Genomic DNA, 17,335 nt, shown 5'->3' with positions numbered 1-17,335 from the left:
ACCGGGTCGGGGCCGCCCCGGCCGACGTGCCGGCGCTGGCCGCGGCCGTGGTCGCCCGCCCCGAGCTGGCCCTCGAGGCGGTGTGGACCCACCTGGCCGTGGCCGAGGCGGCCGGCGACCCGTTCACCGCCGCCCAGCTCGACCGCCTCGACGTGGTCCTGGCCGGGCTCGGGGCGTCCGGCATCCGCCCGCCGCTCGTCCACGCGGCGAACTCGGCCGGCACGCTCCTCCACCCCCGGGCCCGCCGCCACCTGGCCCGCTGCGGGCTGGCGCTCTACGGCGTGCTCCCGGCGGCCGGCCTCGCCGCGCCCGGCGCCGGCGACCTCCGCCCCGCGCTCTCCCTGCGGGCCAGGGTGTCGCTCGTGAAGGAGGTGCCGGCCGGCGACGGCATCTCCTACGGGCTCCACCGCCGCTTCGACCGGCCGACGGTCGTCGCCACCGTGCCGATCGGCTACCACGACGGCGTCCCCCGCCGCTACGGGCTGACCGGCGGCGAGGTCCTGATCGGCGGCCGTCGCCGCCCGGTGGCCGGCGTGGTGACCATGGACCAGCTGACCGTCGACTGCGGCGACGACCGGTCGGTGCGCCCCGGCGACGAGGTCGTGCTCCTCGGCGCGCAGGGCGGGGAGCGGATCGACGCGTGGGAATGGGCCGGGCGGCTGGGGCTCATCGCCTGGGAGGTGCTCTGCGGGATCGGCCCCCGCGTGCCCCGCCGGTACGTGGACCGGTGATCACCGACGTCGCCGGCGTGCGGGCCGGGCACTGGACCGACGCGGCCGGCGGCACCGGCTGCACGGCCGTGCTGTTCCCCGACGGGACGGTGGCGTCGGGGGAGGTGCGGGGCGGGGCGCCGGCGACCAGGGAGTGGGCGCTGCTCGCGCCCGAGCGGCTGGTCGCCCGGCTCGACGCCGTGGTGCTGGCCGGCGGGTCGGCGTTCGGGCTGGCCGCGGCGGACGGCGTCGTCCGGTTCTGCGAGGAGCGGGGGATGGGGTTCCCGACGGCGGCGGGGCCGGTGCCGATCGTCGTCGGCCTCGCCCTCTACGACCTGGCCGTCGGCGACCCCGGCGCCCGGCCCGGCCCGGCCCAGGGCTACGCCGCCTGCGAGGCGGCCACCGCCGGCCCGGTCCCCACCGGCCCGGTCGGGGCGGGCACGGGCGCGACGGTCGGCGCCTGGTGGGGGCCCGAGCGGCGCCGGCCCGGCGGCATCGGGACGGCCACCGAGCGGGCCGGGCCGCTGGTCGTCGCCGCCCTGCTGGCCGTGAACGCGGCCGGTGACGTCGACCCCGGGGACGGCAGCGACGGGTCCTGGCCCCTGCCGGCGCCCGGCCGCCCGCCGTTCGCCGCCGGCCCGCCGCAGGCGACCACCATCGGGGTGGTGGCGACCAACGGGGCGCTCGACAAGGTCGGCTGCCTGGTCGTCGCCCAGGGCGCCCACGACGGCCTGGCCAGGGCGCTCGTCCCCGCCCACGCGAGGGGCGACGGCGACGCCGTGGTCGCCGCGGCCACCGGCGAGGTGGCCGGCGCCGACGTCGACGTGGTCCGCCTGCTGGCCACGAGGGCGGTGGTCGCGGCCGTGCGGGCGGCCGTGCCGCCGCCGGGAGGTGCCCTCCGCCACCGGCAGTAGCATTCCCGGGTGCCGTCCCTCGACGTGCTGGCCGCCGAGGCGAGCACCTGCACCCGCTGCGCGCTGGCCGTCGGGCGGACGACCGTCGTCTTCGGCACGGGCGACCCGACCGCCGGCCTGCTGTTCGTGGGCGAGGGGCCGGGGGCCGAGGAGGACCGGCAGGGGCTGCCCTTCGTCGGGCGGTCGGGGAAGCTGCTGGACAGGCTGTTGTCGGAGGAGATGGGCATCACCCGCGACCACTGCTACATCGCCAACCTGGTGAAGTGCCGCCCCCCGGGCAACCGGGACCCGGAGCCGGCCGAGATCGAGGCCTGCCGGCCGTTCCTCGCCGGCCAGCTGGCGGCCATCCGGCCCCGGGTGACGGTCACCCTCGGCCGCCTGGCCGCCCAGGTCCTGCTCGGCACGACCGAGCGGGTGTCCCGCCTGCGGGGCCGGCGGTTCCCGTTCGGCGACGGGGTCCTGATCCCGACCTGGCACCCGTCCTACGTGCTGCGGGGCGGCGGCGAGCCGATGGCCCAGCTGCGCGCCGACCTCGTCAGGGCGAAGGTCGCCCTCGCCGCATGATCGAGCTCGCCACCGACTCGGTCGACCAGACCCGCGACGTCGGCGCCGCCCTCGCCGGCGTGGTGCAGCCCGGCGACGTCGTCCTGCTGGCCGGCGACCTCGGGGCCGGGAAGACGGCGTTCGCACAGGGGCTCGGCCGGGGGCTCGGCATCGCCGACCGGATCACCAGCCCGACGTTCACCCTGGCCCGCCACTACCACGGGCGCCTCGACCTCCACCACCTCGACGTCTACCGGCTCGAGCACCTGACCGAGCTGTTCGACGTCGGCCTGCCCGAGCTGCTGGACGAGGGCGGCGTGACCCTGATCGAGTGGGGCGACACGATCCTGCCCGCCATCCCCGCCGACTTCCTAGAGGTCCGGCTCACGTTCGGGCCGGCGGACGACGACGGCACCGGCGCCGGCGGCGAGGACCACCGCACGCTCGCCCTGCGCCCGGTCGGCGTCCGCTGGCACGCCCGCCAGCGGGTGCTCGCCGAGGTGCTGGCCCCGTGGAGGACGCCGTGCTGATCCTCGGCATCGACACCGCCACCGTCCAGGTGAGCTGCGCCATCGGCGGGCACGAGGGCGTGCTCGGCTGCGTGCAGTCGTCGCGGGGCAAGCGCCACGCCGAGACGCTGACGCCGGCCGTCGACTTCCTGCGCCGCCAGGCGAGGGTCGAGCTGTCGGAGATCAGCGTGGTCGCCGTCGACCTCGGCCCCGGCCTGTTCACCGGCCTCCGGGTGGGGGTGGCGGCGGCGAAGGCGCTGGCGTCGGCCCTGTCGGTCCCGATGATCGGGGTGCCGAGCCTCGACCTGCTGGCCTTCCCCGTCCGGTTCACGAACCGGCTGATCGTCGCGGCCATCGACGCCCGCCGCGGCGAGCTGTTCTACGCCTTCTACCGGCAGGTGCCGGGCGGCATCCAGCGGGTCACGCCCCACCAGGTGGGCGACGCCGAGGACGTCGTGTCCGAGCTGGTGGCGTCGGGCGACGAGGTGCTGATGGTGGGCGACGGCGCCATCCGCTACGCCGACCGGTTCGAGGAGCTGGACCGGGTCGAGATCGCCGACAAGGGCCTCGCCTACCCGTCGGCCTCGTCGCTCGTGCAGCTGGCCCACCCGAGGGCGCTGCGCGAGGAGTTCCAGCCCCCCTGGGAGCTCCAGCCGCTGTACCTGCGCACCCCGGACGCCGAGATCAACTGGGCGGTTCGGGAGGGCGCGCCGTGAGCGCCGCGCCGATGCCGGCGCCGGCGCCCGGCGAGCTCGCCGTCGAGATCGCGCCGATGCGCCGCCGGCACCTCCGGTCGGTGCTGCGCATCGAGTCCCAGGTCTACCCCCGGCCCTGGTCCTACGGGCTGTTCGTGTCGGAGCTGGCCCTCCGGTCGAGCCGGGTGTACCTGGTCGCCCGGGTCGACGGGGCCGTCGTCGGCTACGCCGGCGTGATGCTCGTCGTCGGCGACGGGCACGTGACGACGATCGCCGTCGACCCCCGCTGGCACCGCCACAAGATCGGGACCCGGCTGCTGCTCGCCCTGGCCAGGGCGGCGGTGGCGAGGGGCGCCCAGAACCTGACCCTGGAGGTGCGGGTGGGCAACACCGGCGCGCAGGCGCTGTACCGGCGCTTCGGGTTCGCGCCCGCCGGCATCCGCAAGGGCTACTACACCGAGACCAACGAGGACGCGCTGATCATGTGGGCCAACGACGTGGCGACCGACGGGTACGCCGCCCGGCTGGACGAGATCGAGGCCGGCGTCCCCGGTCGCACCGTGGAGGTGGAGAGGTGACGATGCTCGAGGCCACCGACTGCGTGCTCGCCATCGAGACGTCCTGCGACGAGACGGCCGCCGCCGTCCTCCAGGGCCCGAACCGGGTCCTGTCGTCGGTGGTCAGCAGCCAGGTCGACCTGCACGCCCGCTTCGGCGGGGTCGTCCCCGAGGTGGCCAGCCGGGCCCACGTCGAGCTGCTGACCCCGGTCGTGGCCGAGGCGCTGGTCGAGGCCGGCGTCACCGGCGACGACATCCGAGCGGTGGCCGCGACCGTCGGCCCCGGCCTGATCGGGTCCCTGCTCGTCGGGGTCAGCGCGGCGAAGTCGCTCGCCCTCGTGTGGGACGTGCCCTTCGTCGGCGTGAACCACCTGGAGGCCCACCTGTACGCCGCCCTGCTCGAGGAGCCCGACCTCGAGCCGCCGCTCGTCGTGCTGCTCGTGTCCGGCGGCCACACGATGCTCGTCGCCATGCGCGACCACGGGAAGTACGAGCTCCTCGGGTCGACCCTCGACGACGCCGCCGGCGAGGCCTTCGACAAGGTCGCCCGCTTCCTCGGCCTCGGCTACCCGGGCGGTCCCGTGATCGACCGCATCTCCATGGAGGGCGACCCGACGGCCATCGCCTTCCCCCGGCCCATGCTGGACGACGGCTACGACTTCTCCTTCAGCGGGCTGAAGACGTCGGTGGTCAACTACGTCCGCCGCCACCCCGAGGCGTCCACGCCCGACGTCGCCGCCTCGTTCCAGCAGGCCGTCGTCGACGTGCTGGTGGCGAAGACCAGGCGGGCCGCCCGGTCCATCGAGGCGAAGGGCATGTGCCTCGCCGGCGGGGTCGCCGCCAACTCGCTCCTGCGGGAGCGCTTCCTCGACGCCTGCGCCGAGGAGGGGGTGCGGGGGTTCCTGCCCAGCCGGTCGATGTGCACGGACAACGCGGCGATGGTGGCCGCGGCCGCCTGGTACCGCCTGCGCTCCGACGGCCCGACCCCGCTCGACGCCGGCGCCCTGCCGAACCTGTCGCTACCCCTGGTGTAGCCGGGCCCTGGCCCGGCCCCGGCGCTGCACGAGCAGGGTGAGCGTGCCGCCGGCCACGAGGGCGACGAGGTTGCCGGCCAGCTGGGCGCCGGCGCCGACCGCCTCGGACCAGTCGGCCACCGCCGCCGACACGCCGACGTCCGCGGCGGCCGGGACGGTGGTGACCGAGATGAGGACGCCCACGAGCGTGCCCGACCGCCCGGACGTCAGCGAGAGGATCCCGGCCGCGCCGGCGAGCAGGGCGACGACGAGGGAGATGGCGTCGACGGTGGCGACGAACCCGGTGAGCGGCCGCTCGGCGGCCGCGAACCCGTCGGGCACGAGGCCGGCCGCCCTGGCGAGGAGGGTGCCGGCGGCGGCGGCGGCGATGGCGACCGGGAAGCCGACGGCGAGGGCGACGAGCGACCGGCGGGCGTGGTGCGGGGCGCGGGCGCCGATGGCGACGCAGAGGCCGGCGACCGGGCCGAACTCGGGGCCGACGACCATGGCCCCGACGATGAGCACGGCCGAGTCGAGGAGGACCCCGGCGGCGGCGATCAGGCAGGCGACGACGAGGAAGACGAGGAACGTCCACGACAGCCGGGCCTCCGCGCCGGTGCGGGCCTCGATCTGCTCCCACACGACGGCGTCGGCCGGGTCGCCCGGCGCCGCCCGCTCGGCCGCGTCGGCCCGCTCGGACAGGGCGAGGTCGATCTCCTCGGCGGCGATCGACCCGCTGCGCTCGAGCCCGAGGTCGCTCAGGGCCCGGAGGACGGCGCTGGCGTCCTCCCTGGCCACGTCGCAGAGACGAGGTCGCCGGCCGGGTCGACGGCCGCGCCGGGCAGCACGACCACGTTGCACACGCCCGGTTCGCGGCCGAGGACGCCGAGCACGGCGTCGCGGTCGGACGGCGGCGTGATGATGCGGACGTGGAGCACGGCGACAGCGTGGCAGCCGCCGGCGCCGAGCCGGGTTGCCGCCCGTCACCTGCGGCGCCTATCGTTAGCAGTCGCAAGGCGAGAGTGCTAACCACCTCCTGGGAGGCCGTACCGAATGAACCTTCAGCCCCTCGACGATCGCATCGTCGTCCGCCCCGGCGAGTCGGAGGAGACCACCGCCAGCGGCCTGGTGATCCCGGACACCGCCAAGGAGAAGCCGCAGCAGGGCGAGGTCCTCGCGGTCGGCCCGGGCAAGCGGTCGGAGCAGACCGGCGAGGTGATCCCGCTCGACGTGAAGGTCGGCGACACGGTCGTCTACAGCAAGTACGGCGGCACCGAGATCACCGTCGAGGGCGAGGACCTGCTGATCCTGTCGGCCCGGGACGTCCTGGCCATCCTGAAGAAGTAGGGAGGCCATGGCGAAGATCCTGAAGTACGACGAGGAGGCGCGGCGCGCCCTCGAGGCCGGGGTGAACAAGTTGGCCGACTCGGTCAAGGTCACCCTCGGGCCGAAGGGCCGCAACGTCGTCCTCGAGAAGAAGTTCGGGGCGCCGACCATCACCAACGACGGCGTGTCGATCGCCCGCGAGGTCGAGCTGGACGACCCGTTCGAGAACATGGGCGCCCAGCTGGTCAAGGAAGTGGCGACGAAGACCAACGACGTCGCCGGTGACGGCACCACCACCGCCACCGTGCTGGCCCAGGCGCTGGTCCGCGAGGGCCTCCGCAACGTCGCCGCCGGCGCCAACCCGGCGGCGCTGAAGCGGGGCGTCGAGCGCGGCGTGCAGGCCGCCGTCGAGGCGCTGGCCGGCCTGGCCCGCGACATCGACGAGAAGTCGGAGATCGCCCAGGTGGCCGCCATCTCCGCGGCCGACCCGTCGATCGGCTCGGTCATCGCCGACGCCATCGACAAGGTCGGCAAGGACGGCGTCGTCACCGTCGAGGAGTCGAACACCTTCGGCATGGAGCTCGACTTCACCGAGGGCATGCAGTTCGACAAGGGCTTCCTGTCGCCGTACTTCGTCACCGACCAGGAGCGGCAGGAGGCGATCCTCGAGGACCCGTTCCTGCTGTTCGTGAACGGCAAGATCAGCTCGGTGCAGGACCTGCTGCCGGTCCTCGAGCGGGTCATGCAGACCGGCCGGCCGCTGCTCCTCGTGGCCGAGGACGTCGAGGGCGAGGCCCTCGCCACCCTGGTCGTCAACAAGATCAGGGGCACGTTCAACTCGGTCGCCGTCAAGGCGCCGGGCTTCGGCGAGCGGCGCAAGGCGATGCTGGCCGACATGGCCGTCCTCACCGGCGGCCAGGTCATCTCCGAGGAGGTCGGCCTCAAGCTCGAGAACACCACGCTCGACCTGCTCGGCCGGGCCCGCAAGGTGGTCGTCACCAAGGACGCGACGACGATCGTCGAGGGCGGCGGCAGCGAGGCGGACGTCAAGGGCCGCATCGCGCAGATCAAGCGGGAGATCGAGGAGACCGACTCCGACTGGGACCGCGAGAAGCTCCAGGAGCGGCTGGCCAAGCTGGCCGGCGGCGTCGCCGTGGTCAAGGTCGGGGCGGCCACCGAGGTCGAGCTCAAGGAGAAGAAGCACCGCATCGAGGACGCCCTCTCCGCGACCAGGGCGGCCATCGAGGAGGGCGTCGTCGCCGGCGGCGGCACCGCCCTGCTGCGGGCCCGCCCCGCCGTCGAGAAGGCGGCCGTGGACGCCGACGGCGACGAGGCCACCGGCGTGCGCATCGTCTGGTCGGCCCTCCAGGCGCCGGCCCGGCTCATCGCCACCAACGCCGGCTTCGAGGGCGCCCTCGTCGTCCAGCGGGTCGAGGCCGAGAGCGGCAACGTCGGCTTCAACGCCCAGACCGGCCAGTTCGAGGACCTGCTCAAGGCCGGCGTCCTCGACCCGGCCAAGGTCACCAGGGCCGCCCTGCAGAACGCCGCCTCGATCGCCGGCCTGCTGCTGACGACCGAGTGCCTCGTGGCCGACAAGCCCGAGAAGGAGCAGCCCGCCGCCGCCGGCGCCCCCGGCGCCGGGATGGGCGGCATGGGGATGATGTAGCGACCTCGGTCGCCGAACCGAACGACCGTCCACGAGGCCGGCATGTCCGAACGAGCGTTCGGGTATGCCGGCCTCATGGCGAACGTGCAGGGAACCCCCGAGAAGGACCCGGAGGAGTGGGTCACCGGCGACGAGCCGATGACCGGCCCGCAGGCCTCCTACCTCCAGACCCTCACCCGCGAGGCGGGCGAGGAGTTCGACGACGAGCTCACCACGGCCGAGGCGTCCAAGCGCATCGACGAGCTCCAGGACAAGACCGGGCGGGGCAGCTAGCCCCGCCGGCCGGTCGAGCCGGCGCCACGTGTTCGCGGGGCACCTTCCCGGCGGGCCGGTGGCGCCGCAGGTCCCCGTTGCCGCCGCCGAGCCGCTCCCCGCGGGCCGGCGCCGCCGCCGCAGCGTCCTCGTCGCCGGGGACCGCGCCGCTCCTGGACGAGCGCGCGCCGGTGCCCGATGCGGAGCGGCGCCGCTCCTGGTCGCCGGGGGCACGCCGGTAGGCTCGGCGCCATGGACCGACCGCCGCCCGACCCCCGGGCCCTGCTCTCCACGTGGATGGAATGGGAGCGCGGCGAGTCGACCCCCGGCCGGGTCCTCGCCAGCCTGAAGACGGCCGGGATGCGCGAGCTGCTCGACAACCTCGTGGCGGCCCAGGAAGAGGCGGCCCGGTCGGCGGCGATCACCGGCTCTGGTGGCGCCGGCGCCGGCTGACCCCCGGCCGGCCCCTCGCGGGGTGCGGGGAGGGCGCCAGGTCATCCCCCGACCGGTCGGGGCCAGGGCCGGCCGCCCGGCCCCGTGGGCCCACCTGCCGGCCGAGGACCGCCGGGTCGACGTCGCCCGCGTCCGCCGGGGGCTGGCCGTCGCCGGCGCCGGCCGGCCCACCCCGCTCGCCCCGGACGAGCCGGGCGCGCCCCACTCGGCCGTGCTCGTCCCCCTCTACGACGAGGGCGGTGCCGCCCACGTGGTGCTCACCCGCCGGGCCCAGCACCTGCGCTCGCACAAGGGCGAGGTCAGCTTCCCTGGCGGCCGCGGCCACCCGGGCGAGGACCCGCGCACCACGGCGCTGCGGGAGACCGAGGAGGAGATCGGGCTGCCGCCGTCGGCCGTCGAGGTCGTGGGCGAGCTCGACCACCTGACGACGATTTCCAGCGCGACGGCCATCGTGCCCCTCGTCGGCGTGCTGCCCGGGCGGCCGGAGGTGCGGCCCAACCCCGGCGAGGTGGAGGCCGTGCTGTTCGTGCCGCTGGAGGAGCTGCTGGCCGAGGGCGTGTTCCGGGAGGAGCGGTGGGTGGCCGCCGGCCTGGACCGGCCCATCTGGTTCTTCGAGCTGGTCGGCGACACCGTGTGGGGGGCGACCGCGGCCATGCTGCGCCAGCTGCTCGCGCTCGTCACCGGCACGGCGGGCTGACCGGGCGCGGCCGGTCCGCCACACTTGGGCATGGCCCGACTGCTGCTGCTCGCCGGCGACCCGGTGGCCGCCGGCGCGGTCGCGCAGGCCTGGGCCAGGCGCCGCCCCGGCGCGGCGTGGCTCGACGCCGCCCGCCTGGCCTGCCGGCTCGTGCCCGGCGACGGGGGGACCGACCCGCGGGCGGCCGCCGTGGCGGCGACCTGCGCGGCGGCCGTCGAGCTGGTCGCCGCCGGCCTGGACGTCGCCGTCGCCGGCGGGCCGGGCGACGAGGCCGAGTACGGCGCCACGTGGCGGCCGGCGATCGGCGCGCTCGACCACCGCCTCGTCGTCCTCGCCCCCGGCGAGGTCGAGGAGGAGGGCGCGGCCGCCCTCGACCGGGAGCTCGACGTCCCCGGCTCGGGGTGGCGGGACGACGTGGTCGAGGACGCCGTCGTCCGCCTCCGCCCGGTCCGGGAGGGCGACGTCCCCGCCATCGTGGCCGCCTGCCAGGACCCGGAGATCAGCCGGTGGACCACGGTGCCGTCGCCGTACGACGAGCACCACGCCGTCGAGTTCGTCCGCCGCGCTGCCGAGGGCCGGCGCCGGGGCACGGGCGCGGCGTTCACCATGGCCGACCCGGCCGGCGACGGCCTGCTCGGCTGCATCAGCGTGTTCGGCGTCGACTGGACCGCGCTGGTCGGCACCGTCGGCTACTGGGTGGCGGTGGGCGCGAGGGGCAGGGGGGTCGCCCGCCACGCGCTCGGGCTGCTGTCCCGCTGGTCGTTCGACCGGCTGGGCCTGGCCCGCCTCCAGCTCGACGTCGTGGTCGGCAACGAGGCGTCGTGCCGGGTGGCCGAGGCGGCCGGCTACCGGAGGGAGGGTTTCCGGCGGGCGGCGCTGCCCCATCGGGACGGCCGGGCCGACGTCCTCGGCTACGCGCTGCTCGCCGTCGACCTGGAGGAGGCGGGCCGTGGCTGAGCCCGGCACCGATCGGACCCGGGGCGGCGGCTCGGTCGCCCGCGACCTGGAGGAGGCGGACCGTGGCTGAGCCCGGCACCCACTGGACCCCCGACGAGTTCCGTCGCCACGGCCACGCCGCCGTGGAGTGGGTGGCCCGCTACCTCGAGGACGTGGAGCGCTTCCCCGTGCTCTCCCGGGTGGCGCCCGGCGACACGCGCGCCCTGCTGCCGCCCCACCCGCCCGAGCACGCCGAGCCGTTCGAGGACGTGCTCGCCGACCTCGACCGCGTCGTCGTCCCCGGCATCACCCACTGGCAGTCGCCCAACTTCTTCGCCTTCTTCCCGTCGAACGCGTCGGGGCCGTCCATCCTCGGCGAGCTGATCTCCGCCGGCCTCGGCGTCCAGGGGATGCTCTGGGCGACGAGCCCGGCCTGCACCGAGGTCGAGACCCACGTGCTCGACTGGCTGGCCGAGCTGATCGGCCTGCCCGGCCGCTTCCGCTCCGACGGCACGGGCGGCGGCGTCATCCAGGACACGGCGTCGAGCGCGACGCTCTGCGCGCTGCTGGCCGCCAGGGAGCGGGCCGGCGGGGCGCCCGTCCTCGACCGCCTCACGGCCTACACGTCGACCCAGGCCCACTCGTCGGTCGCGAAGGCGGCCCGCATCGCCGGGCTGACCGAGGACCGCCTGCGCCTGGTCGACGTCGACGAGCGCTTCGCCATGCGGCCCGACGCCCTCGCCGCCGCCGTCGAAGCCGACCGGGCGGCCGGGCTGGTGCCGTTCTTCGCCGTCGCCACCGTCGGGACCACGTCGACGACCGCCGTCGACCCGGTGCCGGCCATCGCCGGCATCTGCGCCGAGGCCGGCGTGTGGCTCCACGTCGACGCGGCGATGGCCGGGTCGGCCGCCGTCTGCCCCGAGCTGCGCTGGCTGCACGACGGCCTCGACGGCGCCGACAGCTACTGCGTCAACCCCCACAAGTGGCTGTTCGTGAACTTCGACTGCGACGCGTTCTACGTCGCCGACCGCGGCGCGCTGGTGCGGGCCCTCGGCATCCTCCCGGACTACCTCCGCAACAAGGCGACCGAGTCCGGCGCGGTGATCGACTACCGGGACTGGCAGATCCCGCTCGGCCGCCGCTTCCGCGCCCTCAAGCTGTGGTTCGTGCTCCGCTGCTACGGCGCCGAGGGACTGCGCCACTACGTCCGCCACCACGTGGAGCTGGCGGCCGAGGCGGCGGCCTGGATCGGCGCCGACCCGGACTTCGAGCTCGCCGCGCCCGTGCCCCTGAACCTCGTCTGCTTCCGCCACGTCGGCGGCGACGACGTGAACCAGCGGATCATGGACGAGCTGAACGCGTCCGGCGAGCTCTACCTGACGTCGACCCGGCTCGACGGGCGGCTCACCCTGCGACTGTCGATCGGCGCAGGGCGGACCGAGCGCCGCCACGTGGAGCGGGCCTGGGAGCTGATCCGCTCGGTCAGCCCTTCATCGCCTTGAGGATCTGCTTGGCCATCGTGGCGTTCATCTCGTAGACGGCGGACCGCCGGGCGTCCCGCACGGCCTTGACGACGCTGCCCCCGGTGGCCTCGTCGATGGCGGCCAACGCGTCGACGATCGCCTCCTTGGTGGCGTCGGTGGCCTTGTAGCCCATGCCGGTGAGCGCCTTCACGACGTCGCTCTCCGCGATCGGGGCCGGCGCCGCCGAGGCGATGATCCGGAGCGCGTCCTTGGTCAGCTCGGCGCCCTGCTCGACGGCCTCGACGACGCTCAGCCGTCCGGCCGGCTCGCCGTCCACCGAGGCCAGCCACCGCCGCACCTTCTGAACGATCTCGCCGTGGGTCTCGCCCTCGAACGACAGCGTCGGCATGTGGCTATGGTACGGACCACTCGGGAGCCGACCGACTCTCTGCCGCAGCAGGGCTCCGGGGCGACGTCGATCGTCCTACTGGGGAGGCGCCATGCGTCGTCGTGCCCGTATCCGCCGGTCCCGGTTCGCTGCCGGGCTGCTCGCTCTGGGGATGGTCGGCTCGACGACCGTCGCCGCCGTCGACGCCGGTGCCGCCGAACCGGAGTCGGGGACGCTCACCGCTCCCGACATCGGCACCGCCGAGCTCGAGTACGAGGGCGAGGTCCCTCCCGGCACGGGCGGCGCCGACTACTCCGCCTGCGAGGACGGCGTCAACGCCGACACGTTCACCCTCACCGTCGTCCTCCCGGAGCCGTGGAGCGCGACGAGGACCGGGCAGCTGAACGTCGAGGTCGTGTGGGCGCCGACCAGCCCCGACCCGGCCACGAGCGACCTCGCCCTGTTCGTCGAGGAGCCCGACGGCGACGTCGTCAGCAGCGACGGGGGCACGCCGTCCGAGGCCGTCGCCATCGTCGACCCCGAGGCCGGCGACTACCTGATCGTGATGTGCGCGTTCGCCAACGCCCTCCCGCAGCCGTACGAGGCCGAGGTCGGCCTGACGGTGAGCGCGCCGACGCCGAACCCGCCGGCCACGCCGTCGACGTTCAAGTTCTCGCCGATCACCACCGTCGACCCGCAGCGGGACGTGGCCGAGCCGTCGCTGCGCATCGACCCGCAGGGCAACGAGTACACCTGCGGGCCGTTCGGGTCGAGCCGCAACGCCGACTACGCCCAGAAGAGTGAGGACGGCGGCGACACCTTCCGGATCATGGGCCAGCCGCCCGAGGGCCGCATCTCCCCAGGCGGGGGCGGCGACTGCGAGCTGGCCGTCAACCCGGTCCCCAACGACCAGGGCTTCCACAACCTCGCCTACACCGGCCTCGAGAGCCTGCTGAACTTCTCGACCGGCCGCAGCACGAACGCCGGCCGCAGCTGGGTCGGCACGAACACGTCCTCGTCGCCCGTCGTCGTCGACCGGCAGTGGATGGACGCCGCCGGCAAGGGGATCGTGTACCTGACCTACCGCCAGGTGCCCGAGGGCAGCTTCGTGCAGCGCTCGACCGACGGCGGCCTCACCTACGCCCCGCCCACCGGCGTGGCCATCCCCGAGATCTCGATCTCCGGCAACCTGGTCGTGGACGAGCGGGACGGCAAGCGCCTGTACATCGCCTACACGGTCGGCAACGAGGTGCGCCTCGCCATCTCGAACGACGGGGGCGCCACCAACCCGTGGCGGAACTTCCTCGTCGCCGAGGCCGAGGGCGACCCGTCGAGCCTGTTCCCGGTCGTCGCCCAGGACCACGGCGGCAACCTCTACGTGGCCTGGATCGAGGCCGGCTCGTACAACGCCTACTACGCCTACTCGACCGACCGGGGCCGCACCTGGTCGGAGAAGATCCAGGTCAACCGGGACAAGGTGCGGACGACCGTGATGCCCTGGATCGACGCCGGCGACGTCGGCCGGATCGCCGTCTCGTTCTACGGCACCGAGGTCGACGGCAACCCGGAGGTCGGGACGTTCCGCGGCCCGTGGGACGTCTACGTCAACACGAGCCTCGACGCCCTCCAGCCGAACCCGCCCGTGAGCCAGACGAAGGCGACGACCCACCCGATCCACTGGGACTCGATCTGCCTCTCCGGCCTGGCCTGCACGTTGAACGGCGGCGACCGGACCCTGCTCGACTTCTTCCAGCTCCGCCACGACCGCGACGGCCGGGTCAAGGTGGTGTTCAACGAGTCGAACAAGGCTTCCGGTGACGAGGTCGGCCCGCTCGCCATCGTCACCTACGCCAAGCAGATCCAGGGCCCCGGGCTGCACGTGGAGCCGTCGCCGACCGACGGCCGGCCCCGCGTCAGCGACCGGCGCACCGACCCCGTCGGCGACGCCGTCTTCCCGTTCTCGGTGTTCCCGGCGCCCGAGCCGCCGCCCGTCGGCTTCCGGGTCGAGTACCCGGCGATGGACTTCGAGCGGATCGTCGTGTCGGCCGGCGCGCCGGGGACCGTCCGGTTCTCGATGCAGGTGAGCGACCTCTCACAGGCGCAGATCCAGAGCGCGCAGAGCGGCATGGGCAGTCCCAACCTGCTCTGGGTGGCCCGGTTCTTCTCGGGCTACACGGCCCACGCGGCCGTCGTCTCCTACGACGACGCCAACGGGTTCCAGTTCGGGTACACGGACCTGAGCACGAGCCTCGACGGTCGGCTGGAGACCTACCCGCCGACCACGCCGGTGTCCGGCGCGGTCGACCAGCGGACCGGGATCCTCACGGTGGACGTGCCGATCTCGCTGATCCCGTTCGTCGCCGTGGCCAGCCCGCCGTCGGCGCCACCGCTGGAGCGGGCCGCGCAGGCCGGGGACCGCATCTTCGAGGTCACCGCGTTCAGCTTCGGCAACAACGTGCCCGACCCGATGACCCAGACGTACCTCAACCAGGCGGACTCCACGCCGCCGTTCGACGCGATCCTGCCGGCGTCCTGAGGGCGGTCAGGCAGGGACCGGTGCCCGGCCGCTGGGGGCGGGCACCGGTCCACCGCGCCGGGCGGCCCGGCGCGGTGCCATGAACCGGTAGAGCGTGAAGAACAGCACGGCGCTGCACGACAGGAGCGCGGCCCACTGGTAGACGGGGTTGTCGGCGTCGGCCCCGGCCGCCAGGCCGTGGATGGTGGCGCTGACGAACAGCACGAAGCTCGTCAGGTGGACGGTGTGCCACAGCTTCTTCGGCAGCCGCCGCATGAGCAGTGACGTGAGCTCGATGGCGACGAGGACGTAGAGGCCGACCACCCCCCAGGCGACGGCGCCCGGCCGCCACTCCGACGCCATCGGCACGAGCACGTCGGCCCACCCGAAGTGGACGTAGTTGTCGGCGACGGCGCCGCCGACGTGGACGGCGACGAACACGACCGACAGGCCGCCGAGGAAGCGGTGCAGGTCGAGCAGCCACGGCGCCGGCGGCTTCTTCCCGAGGGCGCGCGTCGACAGGGCGAGGCCCCAGATCACGGCCGCGCTGCACAGGCCCCACGACACCAGCCCGCTCGACCGGGTGACGTACCACATGAGCTGCTCGTTCATCGGAGGTACTCCTCGATCGGGCCGGCGGGGTGGGGGGTGCCGTCGTCGTCGACCAGCAGGGCGGCCGCGCCGGCCGCCTCGACGAGGCCGCGGCCGTCGTCGAGGCCGGCGACGAAGGCCGCCTTGGCGACGACCTCGGCGGTCGTGGCGTCGGCGGCGACGACGGTGACCGACGCCAGGCCGGTGGCCGCCGGCCGGCCGGTGGCGGGGTCGATCAGGTGGTGGCGCTCGCCGTCGGGTGCGGCCCAGCGACGGCGGGTCCTCGTGGTGGTGGCGACGGCGCCGTGCAGCAGGGCGACGGTGGCGAGCGTCCGCTCCGGGGCGAGGGGGTCCTCGACGGCGACCGTCCAGCCGTCGGGGGTCGGGGCCTCGCCGGCGACGCGCAGGTCGCCGCCGAGGTTGGCGCACGCGCCGCTGGCGCCGGCGGCGAGGAGCTGGTCGACGACGAGGTCGGCGGCCCAGCCCTTGCCGATGCCGCCGAGGTCGAGGTGCACCCCGGGCGGCAGGGTCACGGCGTGGAGGACGGGGTCGAGGCCGATGTCGCCGCAGCCCGGCACGGGGGCGATGGCGCTGGCCGGGTGGTGCGTGCCGGGCGCGGCGACCTCGGCGACGTCGGCGACCTCGGCGAAGGTGCGGTCGTAGCCGGCGGCGACGAGGGCGTCGTGCACGGTCGGGTCGAAGCGGCCGGCGGTCGCCTCCCAGGCGGCCACCGCCCGCTCGACCAGGGCGTAGGTGTCGGGCTCGAGGATGACCATGGCGCCGGCGGCGGCGTTGAGCCGGCACAGCTCGCTCGCCGGCATGAACCGGCTCCACCGCCGCTCGAGGTCGTCGATGCGGGCGACGGCCGCGTCGAGGAGGGCCTCCGCGGCGGGGTCGTCGAGGCCGACGACGATCAGGTGCACCCGGGTGCCCATGGCCCGGTGCCGGCGCTCAGCTGCCACCGCTGCCCGTCGAGGGGGCGGGCGCCGGGGCCGGCGCCGGGGCGGGGGCGGGACGGGGTGCCGGCGCGGCGGCCGGGGCGGGGGCGGGAGCGGGAGCGGACGCGGACGCACCGCTCGACCCGCCGGAGGAGCCGCTGCCGCCGCCGCTGCTCGACGCCGCGGGGGCCGCGGCCGGGACGACCCGGCGGCGGACGACCACGATCGTCTGCGGCGGGGCCGGGGGCGGCGCGGGAGCGGCCGCCGTGGTCGGCGGGGTGGCGGCCAGGGCGACGGCGGCCGCGGCCGCCTGCTCCTGGGCCTGCGCGGCCTCGGCCCGCCGGGCCGCGAGGGCCATGGTGCCGACCAGGGTCAGGCTGGACGCCACGGCGACGCCGCCGGCCAGGATCCGCCCGGCCGCGGCCATGTGCCGCTTCCTCTTCTTCTTGCGCTGCTCGGTCGTGCGCGCCGCACCGGCACCAGCAGGGGTCGCGGGCCGGCGCCGGGCCGCCGGCGCCTCGGCCGGCTCGTCGACGGGGATCACGACGGTCGGGTCGACCGCGGCCGGCGCGGCCGCCTGCCCCCGCTTGGCCCGGATGGCAGCGGCCCGGGCAGCGAGCGCGGGGTCGAGCGCGGGCGCCGCAGGTTCTGCGACGGGGGCGGCCGCCTGCCCCCGCTTGGCGCGGATGGCGGCGGCGCGGGCGGCGAGGGCGGGGTCGAGCGCGGGTGCGGCGGGTTCGGCGGGCGCGGCTGCGGCGGTCTCGGTGGCGGCCTTGGGCGCCTGGCCGCGCTTGGCGCGGATGGCGGCGGCGCGGGCCGCGAGGGCGGGGTCCAGCGCGGGTGCCGCGCGTTCGGCGGGCGCAGCTGCGGCGGTCTCGCTGGCGGCCTTGGGCGCCTGGCCGCGCTTGGCGCGGACGGCGGCGGCCCGGCGGGCGAGCGCCGGGTCGAGCGCGCGCGCTGCGGGTTCGGCGGCGGCGGCGGGCGGCTCGGTCACCGTCGGCGCGGGCGGCACTGCGGCGGGCTCGGGTGCCGGGGCCTGGCCGCGCTTGGCGCGGATGGCGGCGGCCCGTGCGGCGAGCGCGGGGTCGAGCGCTGGCGTCGCGGGCTCGGCGGGCGCAGCTGCGGCGGTCTCGCTGGCGGCCCGGGATGCCTGGCCGCGCTTGGCGCGG

21 protein-coding genes are annotated in these 17,335 nt (G+C 75.7%); 15 read left to right on the top strand and 6 right to left on the bottom strand.

Annotated elements, in window-relative coordinates; translation table 11 throughout:
• From alr to tsaD, 7 genes are all read left to right on the top strand, one after another.
• Positions 1-731, top strand: a 731-nt coding sequence (alr, locus tag VGB14_19465; GenBank protein ID HEX9995112.1) for an alanine racemase, incomplete at its 5' end; no start/stop codon positions are given.
• Positions 728-1,624, top strand: a complete 897-nt coding sequence (locus VGB14_19460) for a P1 family peptidase (protein ID HEX9995111.1) — start codon at positions 728-730, stop codon at positions 1,622-1,624. The genes alr and VGB14_19460, both read left to right, overlap by 4 nt.
• Before the next feature lie 9 nt (positions 1,625-1,633).
• Entirely contained in the window at positions 1,634-2,188 is a 555-nt protein-coding gene (locus VGB14_19455; protein HEX9995110.1) for a uracil-DNA glycosylase, read from the top strand.
• Positions 2,185-2,697, top strand: a complete 513-nt coding sequence (gene tsaE, locus VGB14_19450; protein ID HEX9995109.1) for a tRNA (adenosine(37)-N6)-threonylcarbamoyltransferase complex ATPase subunit type 1 TsaE — start codon at positions 2,185-2,187, stop codon at positions 2,695-2,697. Before VGB14_19455 ends, tsaE begins: the two co-directional genes overlap by 4 nt.
• The gene (gene tsaB, locus VGB14_19445) at positions 2,679-3,392 is read left to right on the top strand and encodes a tRNA (adenosine(37)-N6)-threonylcarbamoyltransferase complex dimerization subunit type 1 TsaB (GenBank protein HEX9995108.1); all 714 of its coding nucleotides are present in this window, start codon (positions 2,679-2,681) and stop codon (positions 3,390-3,392) included. Before tsaE ends, tsaB begins: the two co-directional genes overlap by 19 nt.
• Positions 3,389-3,949, top strand: a complete 561-nt coding sequence (rimI, locus tag VGB14_19440) for a ribosomal protein S18-alanine N-acetyltransferase (protein ID HEX9995107.1) — start codon at positions 3,389-3,391, stop codon at positions 3,947-3,949. Before tsaB ends, rimI begins: the two co-directional genes overlap by 4 nt.
• Before the next feature lie 2 nt (positions 3,950-3,951).
• Positions 3,952-4,962 (top strand): tRNA (adenosine(37)-N6)-threonylcarbamoyltransferase complex transferase subunit TsaD, encoded by a 1,011-nt coding sequence (tsaD, locus tag VGB14_19435; protein ID HEX9995106.1) that lies wholly within the window; start codon positions 3,952-3,954, stop codon positions 4,960-4,962.
• Here the strand turns inward: tsaD and VGB14_19430 are convergent.
• Positions 4,948-5,739 carry a DUF389 domain-containing protein gene (locus tag VGB14_19430; protein ID HEX9995105.1) on the bottom strand — a complete coding sequence of 264 codons (792 nt, stop codon included), beginning with the start codon at positions 5,737-5,739 and terminating at the stop codon, positions 4,948-4,950. The genes tsaD and VGB14_19430 overlap by 15 nt on opposite strands.
• Positions 5,700-5,879: a hypothetical protein gene (locus tag VGB14_19425; GenBank protein HEX9995104.1), complete on the bottom strand. Its 180-nt coding sequence runs from the start codon at positions 5,877-5,879 to the stop codon at positions 5,700-5,702. The genes VGB14_19430 and VGB14_19425 overlap by 40 nt, the downstream gene beginning before the upstream one ends.
• A 115-nt stretch (positions 5,880-5,994) precedes the next feature.
• Here VGB14_19425 and groES point away from each other — a divergent pair, with 115 nt between their 5' ends.
• The 7 genes from groES (at position 5,995) to VGB14_19390 (ending at position 11,773) form a co-directional block, all read left to right on the top strand.
• Positions 5,995-6,288 carry a co-chaperone GroES gene (groES, locus tag VGB14_19420; protein ID HEX9995103.1) on the top strand — a complete coding sequence of 98 codons (294 nt, stop codon included), beginning with the start codon at positions 5,995-5,997 and terminating at the stop codon, positions 6,286-6,288.
• A 7-nt stretch (positions 6,289-6,295) separates the two neighbouring features.
• Positions 6,296-7,933 (top strand): chaperonin GroEL, encoded by a 1,638-nt coding sequence (gene groL / locus VGB14_19415; GenBank protein HEX9995102.1) that lies wholly within the window; start codon positions 6,296-6,298, stop codon positions 7,931-7,933.
• A gap of 42 nt (positions 7,934-7,975) precedes the next feature.
• Positions 7,976-8,206 carry a DUF3072 domain-containing protein gene (locus tag VGB14_19410; GenBank protein ID HEX9995101.1) on the top strand — a complete coding sequence of 77 codons (231 nt, stop codon included), beginning with the start codon at positions 7,976-7,978 and terminating at the stop codon, positions 8,204-8,206.
• 231 nt (positions 8,207-8,437) lie between these two features.
• Positions 8,438-8,638, top strand: a complete 201-nt coding sequence (locus VGB14_19405) for a hypothetical protein (protein ID HEX9995100.1) — start codon at positions 8,438-8,440, stop codon at positions 8,636-8,638.
• Positions 8,639-8,660: 22 nt separating this feature from the next.
• Positions 8,661-9,335 (top strand): CoA pyrophosphatase, encoded by a 675-nt coding sequence (locus tag VGB14_19400; GenBank protein HEX9995099.1) that lies wholly within the window; start codon positions 8,661-8,663, stop codon positions 9,333-9,335.
• Positions 9,336-9,365: 30 nt separating this feature from the next.
• A complete protein-coding gene (locus VGB14_19395) occupies positions 9,366-10,292 on the top strand; it encodes a GNAT family N-acetyltransferase (GenBank protein HEX9995098.1) in 927 nt (308 codons plus the stop codon).
• Positions 10,293-10,354: 62 nt separating this feature from the next.
• Positions 10,355-11,773, top strand: a complete 1,419-nt coding sequence (locus VGB14_19390; GenBank protein ID HEX9995097.1) for a pyridoxal-dependent decarboxylase — start codon at positions 10,355-10,357, stop codon at positions 11,771-11,773.
• Here VGB14_19390 and VGB14_19385 read toward each other — a convergent pair.
• On the bottom strand, positions 11,754-12,143 hold the full coding sequence (locus tag VGB14_19385; protein ID HEX9995096.1) for a hypothetical protein: 390 nt from the start codon (positions 12,141-12,143) through the stop codon (positions 11,754-11,756). The genes VGB14_19390 and VGB14_19385 overlap by 20 nt on opposite strands.
• Before the next feature lie 151 nt (positions 12,144-12,294).
• Between VGB14_19385 and VGB14_19380 the strand changes: the two genes are divergently transcribed.
• Positions 12,295-14,658, top strand: a complete 2,364-nt coding sequence (locus tag VGB14_19380) for a sialidase family protein (protein HEX9995095.1) — start codon at positions 12,295-12,297, stop codon at positions 14,656-14,658.
• A 6-nt stretch (positions 14,659-14,664) separates the two neighbouring features.
• Here the strand turns inward: VGB14_19380 and VGB14_19375 are convergent, their stop codons facing one another.
• From VGB14_19375 to VGB14_19365, 3 genes are read right to left on the bottom strand one after another with little or no spacing between them, the layout of a single operon-like run.
• On the bottom strand, positions 14,665-15,249 hold the full coding sequence (locus VGB14_19375) for a ferric reductase-like transmembrane domain-containing protein (GenBank protein ID HEX9995094.1): 585 nt from the start codon (positions 15,247-15,249) through the stop codon (positions 14,665-14,667).
• Positions 15,246-16,190, bottom strand: coding sequence for an FAD:protein FMN transferase (locus VGB14_19370; protein HEX9995093.1), 945 nt, complete (start codon positions 16,188-16,190; stop codon positions 15,246-15,248). The genes VGB14_19375 and VGB14_19370 overlap by 4 nt, the downstream gene beginning before the upstream one ends.
• The gene (locus VGB14_19365) at positions 16,180-17,160 is read right to left on the bottom strand and encodes a hypothetical protein (protein ID HEX9995092.1); all 981 of its coding nucleotides are present in this window, start codon (positions 17,158-17,160) and stop codon (positions 16,180-16,182) included. The genes VGB14_19370 and VGB14_19365 overlap by 11 nt, the downstream gene beginning before the upstream one ends.
• Between the last annotated feature and the right edge of the window lie 175 nt (positions 17,161-17,335).

This window comes from Acidimicrobiales bacterium, assembly GCA_036399815.1.
Lineage (GTDB): Bacteria > Actinomycetota > Acidimicrobiia > Acidimicrobiales > DASWMK01 > DASWMK01.
Note: the sequence above shows the minus strand (reverse complement) of the source record. Positions and strands in the feature narration are given on the sequence as shown.